This window comes from Parendozoicomonas haliclonae (assembly GCF_900174585.1).
Lineage (GTDB): Bacteria > Pseudomonadota > Gammaproteobacteria > Pseudomonadales > Endozoicomonadaceae > Sansalvadorimonas > Sansalvadorimonas haliclonae.
On sequence record NZ_FWPT01000003.1, the window covers coordinates 548,590 to 564,404 of the forward strand.

General features: G+C 50.3%; 14 protein-coding genes. 2 read left to right on the forward strand and 12 right to left on the reverse strand.

Features of this window, described 5'->3' with window-relative positions:
- Positions 1 to 417: 417 nt before the first annotated feature.
- Both EHSB41UT_RS08880 and EHSB41UT_RS08885 read left to right on the forward strand, forming a co-directional pair.
- Positions 418 to 1,254 (forward strand): formate/nitrite transporter family protein, encoded by an 837-nt coding sequence (locus tag EHSB41UT_RS08880; RefSeq protein ID WP_087108863.1) that lies wholly within the window; start codon positions 418 to 420, stop codon positions 1,252 to 1,254.
- Positions 1,255 to 1,312: 58 nt separating this feature from the next.
- Positions 1,313 to 3,034: a bifunctional protein-serine/threonine kinase/phosphatase gene (locus tag EHSB41UT_RS08885; protein ID WP_087108865.1), complete on the forward strand. Its 1,722-nt coding sequence runs from the start codon at positions 1,313 to 1,315 to the stop codon at positions 3,032 to 3,034.
- 79 nt (positions 3,035 to 3,113) lie between these two features.
- On the opposite strand, the gene EHSB41UT_RS08890 is transcribed toward EHSB41UT_RS08885, so the two are convergent.
- The 12 genes from EHSB41UT_RS08890 to EHSB41UT_RS08945 all read right to left on the reverse strand — a co-directional run bounded on the left by EHSB41UT_RS08890 (position 3,114) and on the right by EHSB41UT_RS08945 (position 15,754).
- On the reverse strand, positions 3,114 to 4,922 hold the full coding sequence (locus EHSB41UT_RS08890; protein ID WP_087108867.1) for a M3 family oligoendopeptidase: 1,809 nt from the start codon (positions 4,920 to 4,922) through the stop codon (positions 3,114 to 3,116).
- A 102-nt stretch (positions 4,923 to 5,024) separates the two neighbouring features.
- Positions 5,025 to 5,492, reverse strand: a complete 468-nt coding sequence (locus EHSB41UT_RS08895; RefSeq protein WP_087108869.1) for a DUF2846 domain-containing protein — start codon at positions 5,490 to 5,492, stop codon at positions 5,025 to 5,027.
- A 122-nt stretch (positions 5,493 to 5,614) separates the two neighbouring features.
- Positions 5,615 to 7,426 (reverse strand): M3 family oligoendopeptidase, encoded by a 1,812-nt coding sequence (locus tag EHSB41UT_RS08900; protein ID WP_087108871.1) that lies wholly within the window; start codon positions 7,424 to 7,426, stop codon positions 5,615 to 5,617.
- Between the two features lie 59 nt (positions 7,427 to 7,485).
- Entirely contained in the window at positions 7,486 to 7,821 is a 336-nt protein-coding gene (locus EHSB41UT_RS08905; RefSeq protein WP_087108873.1) for a hypothetical protein, read from the reverse strand.
- A 69-nt stretch (positions 7,822 to 7,890) separates the two neighbouring features.
- A complete protein-coding gene (locus EHSB41UT_RS08910) occupies positions 7,891 to 8,505 on the reverse strand; it encodes an HD domain-containing protein (protein WP_087108875.1) in 615 nt (204 codons plus the stop codon).
- 119 nt (positions 8,506 to 8,624) lie between these two features.
- Entirely contained in the window at positions 8,625 to 10,538 is a 1,914-nt protein-coding gene (locus tag EHSB41UT_RS08915; RefSeq protein ID WP_087108877.1) for an alpha/beta hydrolase family protein, read from the reverse strand.
- 136 nt (positions 10,539 to 10,674) lie between these two features.
- Positions 10,675 to 11,913: a tetratricopeptide repeat protein gene (locus EHSB41UT_RS08920; protein ID WP_087108879.1), complete on the reverse strand. Its 1,239-nt coding sequence runs from the start codon at positions 11,911 to 11,913 to the stop codon at positions 10,675 to 10,677.
- A 3-nt stretch (positions 11,914 to 11,916) separates the two neighbouring features.
- Positions 11,917 to 12,540, reverse strand: a complete 624-nt coding sequence (locus EHSB41UT_RS08925) for a TonB family protein (protein ID WP_106408276.1) — start codon at positions 12,538 to 12,540, stop codon at positions 11,917 to 11,919.
- Positions 12,541 to 12,558: 18 nt separating this feature from the next.
- Entirely contained in the window at positions 12,559 to 12,963 is a 405-nt protein-coding gene (locus EHSB41UT_RS08930; protein WP_087108881.1) for an ExbD/TolR family protein, read from the reverse strand.
- A gap of 45 nt (positions 12,964 to 13,008) precedes the next feature.
- The gene (locus EHSB41UT_RS08935; RefSeq protein WP_087108883.1) at positions 13,009 to 13,530 is read right to left on the reverse strand and encodes a MotA/TolQ/ExbB proton channel family protein; all 522 of its coding nucleotides are present in this window, start codon (positions 13,528 to 13,530) and stop codon (positions 13,009 to 13,011) included.
- 11 nt (positions 13,531 to 13,541) lie between these two features.
- On the reverse strand, positions 13,542 to 14,960 hold the full coding sequence (locus EHSB41UT_RS08940) for a MotA/TolQ/ExbB proton channel family protein (RefSeq protein ID WP_087108885.1): 1,419 nt from the start codon (positions 14,958 to 14,960) through the stop codon (positions 13,542 to 13,544).
- Complete coding sequence (locus EHSB41UT_RS08945) at positions 14,960 to 15,754, reverse strand: DUF3450 domain-containing protein (RefSeq protein WP_087108887.1); 795 nt, start codon at positions 15,752 to 15,754, stop codon at positions 14,960 to 14,962. Before EHSB41UT_RS08945 ends, EHSB41UT_RS08940 begins: the two co-directional genes overlap by 1 nt.
- Positions 15,755 to 15,815 lie beyond the last annotated feature (61 nt).

Below are 15,815 nucleotides of genomic sequence, written 5' to 3' on the forward strand. Positions count from 1 at the left end.
ATTATCTGGCAAGTAAGAACTTAAGAGTTATTGTTCACGATACCTTTAACCTTCTATAAAGAGCTTCCTCGAAGCTTGCGACCATCCTACCCAGAGGACTCCTATTAATCAAACCGGATGGAAGTCTTCTTTAACGGACTTATATCCATCACTCCCCATACTTACGGCGTCAATTTACAAAAACAGAACCATTAATTGTGAGTAAGCTGACTCATAAAATAACTGATCAACTGTTGTTTCAATAACGAGCATTAGACAGTTAGCTTCGATCTTTCTACACCAAGACAGTGCACCATTGGCTATCCGATCACTGTATTTATCAGGATTTAACAGCTTTTCTAACTTGGCTTGATGATTGCTCTATCTAAATCAGTGGGGATGCTCCCCATCATTAGGTTTACATGGAGAACTGTCGATATGGCCTACCTCGAGCCTTCGGAATTTGTCACCAAGCTGGTCGATTCCGGCGAACAGAAAGTATACATGTCCACACGAGATACACTTATCCGTGCCTTTATGGCTGGAGCTATCCTGGCACTGGCGGCGGTATTTGCTATTACCGTGGCGACCAAAACAGGAAGCCTTCTGGTTGGCTCTATCCTGTTTCCCGTCGGCTTTATCATGCTGTACCTGATGAAGTTCGATCTTCTGACCGGGGTTTTTACGCTGGTTCCCCTTGCTTATCTCGATAAACGACCCGGTGTTACGGCCAGTCAGGTTTTCCGTAACTGGGGTCTGGTGTTTATGGGCAACCTTGGCGGAGCTTTGAGCGTAGCTATTATGGTGTCGTTTATTCTCACTTACGGCTACCAGACCGATGGCGGCGTGATTGCTCAGAAGGTAAGCACTATCGGTGAGTCCAGAACGGTGGGTTACAGTGAACACGGCCTGGGTGGCTGGATGACGATTTTCATCCGGGGCATGTTGTGCAACTGGATGGTCTCCATGGGCGTTGTTGGAGCGATGATCTCGACTCAGGCAGCCAGCAAAATGCTGGCTATGTGGATGCCTATCATGCTGTTCTTCTTTATGGGCTTTGAACACTCCATCGTAAACATGTTCCTGTTCCCGTTCTCCATGATTATGGGCGGTGACTTTACCGTGATTGATTACATCATCTGGAATGAACTGCCGACTGTGCTGGGTAACCTGGTGGGTGGTCTGGTTCTGGTAGGACTGCCACTTTATTACACGCATGTAAGAACCAGCCCGGCCAGAAAAATCAAAACAACAGCAGCCCAGCAACTGGCCTGATCACAGCTTTAAATCTGGAGGGAAACAACACCCCGGCTTTGGCCGGGGTGTTGCTGTTATGGATAGCCTGCAAATTGAATCCGCCAGTGTCTCGGAGAGAGGCCCTAAAGCCATCAATCAGGATGCCATAGGCGCCTATCATCCCGAACCCGGCTTAATGAACAGCAAAGGTGCCGCCTATGTTATCTGTGACGGTATCAGCAGTAGTGACGTTAGCGGAGAAGCTGCACATATCGCCGTCAACAGTTTCCTGTCCGATTATTACTCAACGCCGGAATCCTGGACTGTGCGAACCAGTCTGTGGCGGGTGGCATCGGCGTTAAATCACTGGCTCTACACCTTCAGCCGCAACAGCGAGCACCGGAGTAACCGCGATAAAGGTTACGTCTGTACGTTCGCAGCTCTGGTCATCAAGGGTAACCAGGCCCATATTGCCCATGCCGGTGACTCACGGGTCTATCGAATCGATGACTCAGGTATAGAGCTGCTGACCCGTGACCATACCATCCGTATTTCCGATGAGGAGCAATATCTTGGCCGTGCATTGGGAGCCAGTGAACGGTTGGATCTCGATTACCGTTCGGTAGCGGTGCACAGAGGGGATACCTTTTTACTGACCACGGACGGTGTGCACGATGTCATTGATGATGGTGCGATGAGGGCGCTGGCCATGGCTAGGCGTGATCATTTGTCCGAACGGGTTCAGGCACTGGTTTCAGCGGCACTCGCAGCTGGCACCAAGGATAATGCGAGTGCCCAGATTGTCAGTATCCAAAGCCTGCCTGAAAAGCAGCCGGATGAGGTTGGCCGTGATCTTGTCGATTTACCCCTGCCTTACGGCCTGGCAGTGAACCAGAATTTTGAAGGTTACCGAATTTTACGACAGCTACATGCCAACGACCGAAGCCGGGTATTTTTGGCGGCTGATGAAGTCGGGCAGAAACTGGTGATCAAGCTTCCTGCATCCGATCAGAGACACAACGACACATTTGTTCAGCAAATGGCTGTTGAGGAATGGGTGGCTCGCAGGATGCATCACCCTTGTCTTATGGCGGCTTACCCGGCTGCCCAAATCAAGAAAAGCCTCTATACCTGCTTTGAATATATTGATGGGCAAACACTCAAACAGTGGCTTCTTGATAATCCGGAACCTTCACTCACTAAAGTGCGGGATCTGGTCAGGCAGATAGCCAGAGGCCTGCAGGCCTTCCATCGCATGGAGATGGTGCATCAGGATTTGCGGCCGGAGAATGTGATGGTCACCGAAGAGGGCAATATAAAAATTATCGATTTCGGTTCGACCTGGGTGCAGGGGCTGGATGAACAGAGAGCACACCCCCTTCATGCACTGCCACCAGGTTCTATGGAGTTTATGGCGCCAGAGTATCTCAGTGATGCACCGATTGAACAAACAGCCGATCTTTACTCTCTGGGTGCCATGACCTATTACCTGTTAACACACAGGCTCCCTTATGGCACAGATGTTATCAGGATGGCTCAGGAAGGTAAGGCCAATAAGCTGGTGTACCGTTCCATACGACAATTTCGACAGGATATACCTGAGTGGGTTGATGCCAGCCTCAGGAAATGCGTTCATCCCAACCCGCAGAAGCGATACAGCGAACTGTCGGAGTTTATCTTTGCATTAAACCAACCGGACAGTGGTGCCCTGAATGGTGGACATATGCCGCTTATTGAACGTGATCCCGTTCGTTTCTGGCAATCAATATCGGCGATACTATTGCTAACCCTGTTTGGAATGGTTGCGTATCTTCATTAGGCCTTCATCCCAACAGAATAATTAGAATAAAGCCGAATGGAAGCAATATTAATAAGCTTCCACCCGGGCAACATCACACTTATGAAGATTGCTTATCAACCAACCCTTCAAAGCGACTTACAAGCCCCTCAACAATCTCCAGGCTATCCAGCCAGAACTCCGGCTTACGGATATCCTTGCCAAGGTGCTTTTCCACCAGCTCTTCGGCTGTCATACGGCCAGTGTCGCGTAGCAGCTCACGGTAGGCCATGCGGAAACTATCGCCCTGCTTATCCTTCTGGGCATAAACGCCGAGACTGAAGAGATAGCCGAAAAGGTATGGGTAGTTATAGAAGCTGACATTCGCCAGCGAGAAGTGGATCTTGGCGGCCCAATACATTGAGTCATAGCCAGTGAGACTGTTCTGGTACCATTTCCTCCAACTCTGCTCCATCAGTTCACAGAGTTCACTGGCCGGTACATAACTTTGCTGCCGCTGCTCAGCCAGTCCCTTCTCAAACTCAAAGCGGGAGGGAATATTAAGCAAGAAAGCTTCTATTCGGCCTGCATCTTCCCAAGCGATAGACAATCGCGCTTCATCGTTATCCGCCTCAGTGAATAAGGCATCCCGCACCAGAGTCTCTGCAAAGATACTGGCTGTTTCACCCAGCGTAAATGGATAGGACGCCTGAATGCGCGGCAGGTCTCTCATCACCCAGTTATGCCAGGCATGACCAAGCTCATGGGCCAGTGTGATAATACTGGTGAGAGAACCGCCCCAGGTCATGAACACTCTGGGCTCGTTCACCCTCTGAAACTTTCCACAGTAGGCACCCGATCTGCGGTTACCTTCTGCACCAGCCTCAATCCAGCCTTTGCGGTACATCATTCGGACAAACTCACCCATTTCAGGATCGAAGCGGTCAAATGCACAGGCAACCAGCTCAAGCCCTTCCTCGAAGGAGTAATAACGCTGCTCAGGAAGTGCATAAACAGCACGGCAATCCTGCGGCCCTAGCTTTTCCACACCAAGCACTTTAGCCATACCGTTCAGAGCGCGATAAGCGATATCGCGCTTCTCATAAACGGTATCCATCAGAGTCGTTAATGTTTTTCTTTCAATCTGCTGCCGATGACAGGTGACGTCCAGAAAATGAATCGGCTTCTTTGTGGAACGCAGTTTGTTTTCCTGATGACGCCAGCCATTGATCGCATTAATTATGGCCGCCGCTGTTATCTCATTCTCTTTCCAGGCCTTCTGAATCCCTTGCCAGGCTTCAAGCCGTATGTGTGCATCCGGGTTATCCAGAAGATTATTAGCAGCTGCCAAACCAACCTCTTTTCCATTCACAACACACTTCAGACTTCCGGCCAGATCACTGTAGAGCTTTTGCCAGCCACTTAATCCAACGGGCTGCACAGCCGACAACGCCTCCTCAGCGGCTACCGGCAATCTCTGTTCGCCCATGATCCGCCGACGATCCAAAGCAAAGCGATAGACAGCCACCTGCTCTCTTGTCATTAAGGCATCGTAGGTTTCAGTATCCGCCTCAATAACCAGCTGCATCACAATGGCATACACCTGATCAATCTCAGCTTTCAGGGTATCGGTTTTGGCATCGAGCTTGGCAGCGTCCTTATTGGTGATATCAACACTGCTTCCACTCATCGCAAAGAAACCCATGGTAAAAATGGATTTCACCACACGATCACAAATCAATATGCACTGCTCAATCGCATCAAACTGATCTGACGTGAGTGGAGACGACAATGTTTTGGTGATCGAGGCCAGCTCAGCGGTATCGGCCTGAGCCGTTTTGATATCAGCTTCTATAGCAGGATCATCAAAGCCAGTGTAAATATGAGTGTTATTCCAGGATGGGATGGTGGTGTCAGTGACGGTAGTCATTAATTATTATTTTCTCTTACGACGGGGGAGAACTACATAGGCAGCCCGATCACTATTAAGTGACCGGACCGACTATAAAAAACAACTCAGATGAGATGCTCGTTATTTAGTAGAGCTACAAAGACCAGTGCTGGCCAGATTCAACTTGGAAACCTCGGCCATACCTTCACCCTTTTCAACCAGTTTCAAGTCGGCACCGCCTACAAACAGTCCCATTTTGATGTACTGCTCAACAAAGTAGAGTTCACCGGCCTGTGCCTGAACCTGAATGGTATTCGGAGAGAATTCAGATTCTGTTGAAACGGTGTACTCGGTATTGGCAGGAACTTCCTGATAGAAGAAGGTTCCTTTCGCAGACTCACCAATGCACAGATCGTTCAGCCAGATATCTTTCTTCAGTGCAGCACCAGCAATGGTGTCCTTTCTGAAGATATAGAATCCGGCATTTTCACCTGCGGGCTTGGTGAACTGCTTAGCCGACTCTGAAAGAGCGGAAGACTCCATCTTTACAGTGGCACAACCTGTCAGAAACGACGCCGCAATAACAACGGATACAGCTAACTTTTTCATTAATATTCCTTTACTGTTTTTATAGTTTTACTGCTTGTTACGTATCCACGTAACAACTCTCCATCTCACTTACGAGATAGCCTCCTGCTCAGCGGAAATCGCCGAGCAGGAGACTTGGAGTCTTACTGATCTTCTACCAGCGTTTCAAAGCGGCTAACCAGACCTTCAACAATCGCGATGCTGTCCAGCCAGAACTCCGGCTGACGAATATCTTTGCCGAGATGCTTCTCAACCAGCTCTTCTGCAGTCATGCGACCAGTGTCGCGCAATAGCTCACGGTAGGCACCACGGAAGTTTTCACCCAGCTTATCCTTCTGAGCGTAGATACCCAGACTGAACAGATAGCCGAACAGGTACGGGTAGTTATAGAAACCCAGTCCGGCAATAGAGAAGTGCAGCTTGGAGGCCCAGAACATTGGGTCATAACCGGTCAGGCTGTCTTCGTACCACTTCTCCCAGCTCTGCTCCATCATTGTGGAGAGTTCATCCGCCGGAATATAAGTATCACGACGCTGCTCAACCATCCGCTGCTCAAACTCAAAACGGGACGGGATATTGATCAGGAAGGCTGCAGCACCTTCCGCATCCTGCCAGGCGATATCGTAACGATCCTGATCCGACTTGGCCTTGGCAAACAGGGCATCACGCACCAGGGTTTCCGCGAAGATACTCGCAGTTTCTGCCAACGTCATCGGATAGTGAGTATTGGGTTCAGGCATATCCCGCATCACCCAGTTATGCCATGCGTGGCCCAGCTCATGGGCGAGGGTAATAACATTGCCGATGGAGCCATCCCAGGTCATAAACACCCTTGGCTCGCGCACGTTGGCAAACTCTGTACAGTAAGCGCCGGTGGAACGGCTCTCGGAAGGCAGCGCATCAATCCAGTTGTTCTTGTACATCATCTGGGCAAACTCACCCATTTCCGGATCGAACTCACTGAACGCTTCAGCGACAATCTCAATCGCCTGGTCAAACGGGTAATAGGCAGGTTCAGAACCTTCCGCCACCGGGCAAGGGGCCAGAATATCCTGCGGACCAAGACGCTCTACGCCCATACCTTTGGCCATGGTGACCAGTGCCTTCTGACCTATAGCACGCTTTTCATAGACTGTGGTCATCAGGCTGTTCAGCGTCTCCCGCTCAATACGGGACTGACGACAGCTTACATCCAGATAATGGAGATCCTGCACCTTGGAACGCAGCTTGTTCTCCTGATGACGCCAGCCATTAATCGCATTCAGGATCGCAGCCGCCGGAATTTCACCGCCCTTCCAAGCAGCCTGAATGCCTTCCCAGGCACTTAAGCGCGTTGCCGCATCAGCACCACGAACAAGATTGCTGGCTTCTGCCAGCCCCACCTCTTTACCATTCACAGTGCAACGCAAACTACCGGCCAGTTCACTGTAGAGACGACCCCAGGCTTCAAGACCATCGGGCTTAACAGCGGCCAGTACGACTTCTTCATCTGCAGAAAGGTAATGAACCCGGAACTTGCGCATGTAGGCGAAACCAAACTTCTGAGCTTCAATAGAAGAGCGGGTAAAAAGCGCATCAAAGATTTTTTCATCCGCTTGAATCAGCAGCTGATCGACCACAGTAAAGGCCTGCTCCAGTTCTGCATCAACAGAGCCCATACGTACACACAGTTTGGAAGCAGCTGCGTCCTTTACATCAACACTGGTACCACTGCTGCCATAGGTGTAAAGAGTTGCCAGCAGAATCAGGGTTTGATCATAAACAGTCAGAATCTTTTCAATCTGATCAAACTGACTTTCCTGCAAGGGCTGCTGCAAGCTTTCTGCAAGCTCAGCAATGGTTTTGGTATTGGTTTGAATTCGGGAAATATCCGCCTCAATGGCCGGATCATCAAAGTCAGAGTAAATCTTGCTGTTATCCCAGGATGGGATGCTTTTGTCGTTGGCAATACTCATAAAATCAGTCCTGTTTATAGTTATTCTCTATATGGTCCCTGCACTGCTACCTTGTTGGCTTATTGCTTTGGCAGAGCCTGACGTATCAGAAGTTCCAGCTGGTCAAAACGCTCATTAGTATTTTTTTCTAAACGGTCAAAGCGATCATCCATCTTGTCTAAACGTTTATCTATCTGGTCAAAGCGGTCATCCATTTTATCTAGACGCTGATTCATCTGGTCAAAGCGGTTATCCATCCCGTCCAGACGCTTATCCATCTGGTCAAAGCGCGCCCTGTTCTCACACTGATAATCATCAACCTTCTTATCCAATCGCCCAACAATACGCACAAGGTCTGTAACTGTAGAAGCCAATGCATCCCTCTCGGGATCAATAGGGGTAATCTTGGAAGACATTATTGCACCCTGACGTTATTGTTAAGGGCGATCAGTCTAGCAGGACTCAGGGTTGAGAGTAGAAGCACGTTATGGCGTTTCACTCCGGTCTGAAGGAGCCGATTTTGCAAACAGATTCTGCGTGGAGGCCTGTTCCAGGATCTCTTTTACAGCCTCCCAGAGCGATTCGCTGCCTGCTGAAATACGTGCCCCATTCAAGGCGAGCACTTTCTCTTCGGGAATATTGTATTTCTTCCAGGTATAACCATTGTCATTAACGTTATGGAGCAGAGGTGGAACCCGGTCTATGGCTTTGGCAAAACGGGCATCAGCGGTTTCACCTTGCTCAAATTCTTTCCAGAGAGTGAGTAATTCCTCGCCCTGCGTACCCGGAAGCAGCGCAAATAAACGCTGAATGCCTTTTAATTCAGCATCTTTAATATCTTGGGTATCGGAGTCATAAACAATCGTATCGCCGGCATCTATTTCGCCAAGATCATGAATCAGCATCATCTTCATAACCCGATGAATATCTACGGGCTCATTGGCGTAATCTTTTAATAGCAGGGCTGACAGGCACACATGCCAGCTATGTTCCGCGGAGTTTTCGTGACGTTGCAGACCAACAGGCCGGGTTTTTCTTACAACAGCTTTGAGTTGTTCGATCTCAACCATGAAATCAAGAATGGCTTTGATCTCTTGCATAAGGGCTCCAGTGAATTGAAGGGATGAAGCACACAGTTCTTGAAAACAGCAATGAGAACAGCTTTGGGGGTAAACCGCCTGCTTTGACTTAAATAGTCAAAGCAGACGGCCAGCGGCAATTAACTGCCGATATGCTTATCCAGGAAGGTCAGCATAGTGTTATAAAACTCAACAATATTTTCTTCTTTATAGAAGCCGTGAGCTTCCTTGTCTTTTACCAGCCACTCATACGGATGCCCTTTCTTATCCAGAGCATCACGTAGTGCATAGGCATGCTCGATATGGGCACGCTCATCATCCTTACCATGTACAATCAGAACAGGTGCTTTCAGCTTATCCACATGGCGAGCTGGTGACTGGGAGATCTGGCGGCTCTCGTCATTACCCAGAGTGGTATCCAGGTAAGCACCGCCCCACTTGTTCTCCTTGATATCACCTTCGTTGTAAAGCATCGGCAGGTCGTAAACACCTACGTAGCCAATGGCACACTTATAAAGGCCAGGCTCACGAATGGCACTCTGCAGGGCACTGTAGCCACCAAAGCTGGCACCGTAGATACACACACGATCTTTATCAGCTACGCCGGTCTGGATCGCATAATTAGCCGCCAAGGTAATATCGTCCTGAATGCTGGTACCCCAGTTAGTCCAACCGGCTTCTTCAAAGGATTTACCGTAGCCGGTAGAGCCTCGGAAGTTGACCTGCACAACGGCATAACCTTTACTTGCCAACATCTGCGCATCCCGGTTGTAGCCCCAGTAATCACGGGCATGGGGACCACCATGAGGCATAACCACAAGGGGCAGATTTTCAGACTTACCGTTTGGCAGGGTCAGGTATCCATTGATGGTCATGCCATCAGGAGATTTAAGACGGAAAGGTTCGCTCAGCGCAAGCTCACTGGACTTAAGCCATGGTCGTGATGACAACAAATGCTGCGCGCTCATTTTTGCGGTATCAATCAGATAGTATTCACCAGGATTTCTATCCCCTGATACGTAGGCTACAACCTGCTTACCATCTTCTGTACTGCTGGTAATCGTAACCTTGTCACCATTGAAGGAGCCAGCCAGCGCCTTATGAACCTTGGCTACGACTTTTTCATTATTAAGGAAAACATAGGTTGGGTAGTCTTCATCCATGCGTACCCCGTAGGTACCACTATCACCGGATGAAAGTACATCTGTTGGGTCAGCAATATCACTGCGATACAGTAATTCCGATTCCCCACTGGCGATGTTGTATTCATAAACGCCGCGGGTTGTGTTTTCTTCGCCCTTCAGGATGTAAACGCTTTTGCCATCATCACTAAAAGCCACAGGCTCAAATTTACCGGTTGTGTCTTCGGCAAACAGCTCCCAATCGGATTTATCATCTTTGCGGTAATATAATTTGGTTTTGTAGTCGTCCGTTAACCCTCCATAGAAACGAGGAACCCCTTCGTTATCCAGAAGAAATCCACCAGTGGCCATAGGCGCACGCTTGATACGCTTTTCTTTCCCACTAAAGACATTCAGCTTAACAATTTCAGGGAGAGCACTCCCATCACGTTCCCAGCGTTTCTTAAAAGCCAGCACATGACGATCATCATCTTTTAAGCGATCAACAAGGGAGTAAGAATAACCCGTTAAGGCTATACCACTTTTGGATCGGCTACCGGCAATGATTCGGGATTTGCTGCCATCAAAATTAATGCCATAAAGCTCACCTGTACCGACAGGCATTTCCAGAGCACCGATATCACGACCGACACTAAACAGCACGCGCTCGTTACTGATCCAATCGTAGCTCGTCGGGATACTCTTTTTAGTTGCCTTCAATATAAAGACAGGCTTTTTATCTTCAGTGCGCAAAAAGGCCAGCTTGGGAAGGCCTTCATCATTCATCAAAACAGCAAGGTGCTTGCCATCAGGAGAGATTTTAACGTTGTAGAATTCGCTGTGCTTGGCAAAGTCTTCAACACTCACCGCCATAGCGGAATTAGCCAGTAAAACCCCTGCTGAGAGAGACAGAAGTTTATTCAGGTGTCCCATTCATAATCTCCTTAATGGAATGATTACTTCCTTATTTTCTGCCATAAAAAAATTCCCCCCCCCACCCAGGTTAAACCTGATGGCAGTAGTGAGAGAGGGAATCCGGTTTGGCAGCAATTACATGAATCCAGAACGACTACTTGCTGTTAAGATCCTGCTCCAAAAAACCTATCCAGGTATTCGCCTGTCCTTTACTGCTGTCGATCTGGGCCGCCTTGCGCATAAAATTGAGAGACTTCTGTTTTTCTCCCAACTGATACCAGGCAAGACCTTCCATCACCAACATGCTGCCCTTTTGCTTGCTGGAAATATCAGCCGCAGGCTCACTGACCAGTTTGATCAGATCATCGTAGCGCTCTGCCTGAGCCAGCAAACGGGCCAGACGGACCTGAAGATCTGCAGACTCATCCATGGCCAATGCCTTGTAGAACATTTCAATGGCGCGGTCTGTTTCCCGGGCGTGTGACCAGTAGTTGGCCAGACGCTTTATATTGTCGTAGCTCGCTTCAACCACACCGCGATCCATTCCTTCCTTGTAGGCGACACCCGCCATATACGGGATACCACGGAAGGTCAGGAAGTTGGCCAGCTGGGAGTAGTCAGACTCCTTATCGAATACGCCATGGCGATAAGCGGCACGCAGCGCAGAGAGTGCGGCGGCATCTTTCTTCATGGACATATTCATGCCAGACAACTGCAGCCAGTACATCTTCTTGGCCGGATTGATCACTACCAGGGTTTCCAGCACGTCTACAGCAGAGGGATAGTCCTTCAGCTCGTAGTGTGCGGCCAGCAGCAATGAGTACCAGGCTTCAGGTGGCTTCTCGGTAGCAGCTACGGCCTTCTTGGCAGGCTCAACAACATTCTTCCACTCTTTCAAACGGGAGTAGTTGTTAGCGAGCATGATCCAGGCGCGGGCCGGAACCTCTACACCGTCATCAAGATTGGACATCCAGGTTTTGAGCGTGGAAATACTTTCTTTGTATTCCCCCTGCATCATCAGCAGCTGAGCGAGGTTGTAACGCACCTGCTGGGCAGCCGGACGATGCAATGCATCGTCCTTCAGCGCGGCCCGGAAATATTCCAGAGCCTTGCCAAACTGCTCCTGGTTGGCAAACACCACCCCGAGCATCTGGTTAACAGCTGCGCTGTCCGCCTTTCTACGTTGCACCTTGGACAGAACATGCTCAAGGCTTTCCTGAGCGGCAGAGTAGTTATCCTCTGCCATCTGCTCCTGCGCTTTCTGGATGTACTTGTAGGTTATTTTGCTCAGCTCCGGCGCCTTTTCAGGCGCGGCGCTGGCCGGTTGCATCAGTGCCATCGTCAAGCCAAAGGCCAGTAACGACAGCTTGAGTGGCTGTTGTATTCTGTTCATGGCTTACTCCAGTACGAATTCATATTCCTGCTGCTGGGTGACAGCAACAGCAACACCGTCTTCTTGGGCCGGCTTGAACTTCCACTTCAGGGCCGCTTTCTTGATCGCTTTGGCAAAGCCCTTACCACGCGGCTTCTCCTTAACGATCTTCACGTCCATAACCTTGCCTTGGGGGGTGACCGTGTACTGGAAGATAACCGTACCGCCAACACCACTCTGCAAAGCCTTACGTGGGTACATCGGGCTGAATTTGTTCAGCGGAATCGCACCACCGTTGCCGGCCATGCCGCTGGACGCGTACATACCTGCACCGTCGCCTACGGCCAGATCAAGATCGAGGTCCACTTTTGGAACATCCATCTTCACCTGCTCGATCACCGGCTTATCCACCTGCTGGGAGATTTTCATCTCTGGCGGTGGGGGTGGCTTCTTCGGCTGTGGCTTTGGAATCTCACGCTTCTTCTCTTTGACCGTCTCATCCTGCTGCAGACGGATAAACTCAAGAATCCGGGTGTCATCCGCATTCGCCAGCTCCCGGTTGTTGTTATTGACCAGGGAGTCCATGATCCAGAACAACCCAAGGGCAACAACAACAGCGAGACCTAAAGCTATCAGATATCGCTTCATAATCTGGCGCCTCCTTTATTAAGGCGCCTTGGCGGCGATAGAGATACTGTAAACACCTGCCAGACGAACCTGATCCATAACCTCGACCACGACACCGGACTTGGATTCAACATCAGCCTGAATCACCACGGAGCCTTCCGGGTTTTCGGCTTTCAGTCGTTCCACGTTGGCTCGTACCGCACCCACTTCTACACGGCGCTTGTCGATCCAGACCGCGCCGGTGTCACTCACGGCAATCATGATGTTGCCTTTCTTGACCACCTGGGCGGAGTTGGCTGTTGGACGGTTAACGTCTATACCGGCTTCCTTGATAAAGGAGGTCGTTACGATGAAGAAGATCAGCATGATAAACACGATGTCGAGCATCGGTGTCATATCTATCCCGGCTTCTTCCTGTGCTCCATTGCTGTAGCGTTTTCTCATTTTATTCTCCCCCAGCCGCTCGGCGGCTGAGCTCTATTCTTTTTATCAGTGCTTCAGCGAATCAGCGATTGCATGAGTGGCGCGGTCGGCACGCTTCTCCAGCAGAGCGCTGAAGTAGAGTCCGGACAAGGCTGCCACCATTCCCGCCATCGTCGGGATAGTCGCCTTGGAGATACCGGATGCCATGGCACGGGGGCTGCCCGTACCAGTGACCGCGAGCACATCAAACACCTGCACCATACCGACCACGGTTCCCAACAGTCCCAGCAAAGGGCAGAGGGCGATCAGGGTCTTGATCATGGGCAGATTGCGCTGCGCACTGAGTGTTACCTCGGAAATCATCGCCTGACGGATACGGGTTGAATGGATAGACGTTTTATTATCACGACTGCTCCACTTACCCTGCGTCAACTTGACGAGCTTGGGATGATCCAGAAAGAAATAGAGGTAACGTTCTATCACCAGCAGCCAGAGCAGGAAGGTGAGGATAAAGAGTACAAAAAGTACCTCACCACCCATGCCCAGAAAGCGGCGAATCGATTCAAGCTCTTCCATTAACCAGAGCATAAACGACTCCTTCAGGCCGTTTCGGCAGCTGAAACAGAACCTACGGTGTTGCGCGCACCAGTGTTAAGGTCTTTTTCCTGGTGCAGGGCAACAAAGCCTGCACTCTGCTCTTCCAGAACCTGAATCATACGACGGCTGCGGCTTTGAACCAGGCTGTGCGCGAACAGGGTAGGAACAGCAACAACCAGACCCAGCATGGTGGTTACCAGAGCTTCGGAGATACCGCCGGCCATCAGTTTCGGATCACCGGTACCGAACAAGGTAATGGCCTGGAAGGTCGCGATCATACCAACAACGGTACCCAGCAGACCCAGCAGAGGTGCAACAGCGGCGATCAGCTTGATGGAACCCACACCACGCTCAATGCCCGGTACAGCTTTCATCACGATTTCATCCAGCTTCAGCTCCAGGGTTTCGAGGTCAGCACCACGGTTGTCCTGGTAAGCCTGCATGATGTCGCCCAGCGGGTTGCCTTTAATAACCTGCTCGGACTTCTGCTGCTTGCGGATACCGGAACCGATACGGGCCAGGTTCAGCATGCAGATCAGAGCCAGCAACAGACCAACAGCACCCAGACCGAGGATCACGTAACCCACAGGGCCACCCTGATCAACACGCTCTTTCAGGCTTGGGCTCTGGACCAGCAGGGACAGGATCTGACCACGGGATGGATCCAGGTAGAAAGGTACATAACCGGCGTTGGCGGCTTCGATCGCTTCAGCAGATTCCAGAACAGCGGCATCCGGCTGACGGGACAACTGCTCGAACTTGCCTACGGATGGGGAGTAGTTCAGGTACTTGCCATCGGATACGGCGTTAAAGGTACCGATACGGGTTACAGTCTTCTGCTCTTCGTTACCTTCACCGTATACGACAGTGCCTGGCACTTCGATAACACGACCGGACTCGGTCATTTCCTGCATGATTTCCAGCCAGAAGCGCTCAAGGCTAACCGTGGTTGGCAGCTCTTTGCTTTCCGCCATCTGGGCCATAAATGCAGTCCGCTCAGGGTGCTGAACGGTAATCATGGAGGCCTGGAAGATACCCTGATTGTCGCCGGCAAACTGGCGAACCACACCAAACAGCTCTTTCAGTTCGCCGGAGCGAATATCCAGAGTATTCTTGGTTTCCGTCAGAGTCTTCTCATTGATATCGGATTGTTTGAGCAACTTGTCACTCAGTACTTCCTGTGCCTTCAGCTCGGCTTTGGCTTCCGCCAGCAGACGACGCTGCTCGTTGCGGTCTTTCAGGAACACAGCTTCACGCTGCTTGTTAGCCTGACTTTCCGTCACGCTGTCATTTTTGATTTTATTCAGCAGGCCCTGAAGGGTGTTTTCTTCAGCAACCGCTGCATTGGCTGACAAGCCAAGACCCAGCGCAAGAACCAGCGGGGTCGCAGTCTTAAGGAAAGACGGTTTAATAAATTTCATTATGCGCCCTCCGCAGCGTGAACAGGCAATTTAATCAGGTTGGGCGGAGCCTGCTTCAGGGCGATCTTCAGACCCTGAGCAACACCGGAGCGATAGGTTTCAGGCAGCACTTCAAATTGACGAGTCTGCTTGTTCCAGTGGCCGGTCTCTTCTCCGTCCAGGGACTGATACATCAGCGCCAGACGACCAATGCGGAGGAATTGATAAGTTCGGGTATCTTCGCCTTCACCCAGACTCGCTTTGTAGGCCTCGATGTTACGGCCAAAGTCGTTTTCAATCTGGTAGGCTTCAAGAATCTTGCGGTACTTTTCTGACGTGGTTACGTCAGCACGATCCATGGTCTTGCGCAGCAGGGCCACACGATCGCGACGCTCATCAATCTGGAATGGAACATCCAGCTCAATGAACTCTTCCAGAGAATCAATCATCTTGAGCATCAGTGGAGTGATTTCCACGTTGGTCTGATCAAGAGTTTCCAGCTGAGCGAGCATGGAATCGATATCGGCCTGCTGGCTGTTCACAACACGCTGCAGCTGACGGTTATAGATTCGCATCGCTTCAACCTGACGGATCACTGCCTTGTATTCACCAAGGAGTTCCTGAGTTTGAGCGGAGAGGTTATCGATTTTGTTTTGGGACTTCTGGGAAGCTACGTCAATTTTTTTCTGGGTTGACATTACGCTGGAGAGAGTTTCTTCCGCGTAACTACTTCCTGCCATGCTCATTGTAAGAGCTGCGGAGCTGAGTGCCAGCATACCGCACAGGCTTTTCACCTTGTGGGTTTTTATTTTCATTACATGCACTGCCATTTACATGATTGTTGTTATTGTAAGTACACCAGTTGGGTGCAGGTCA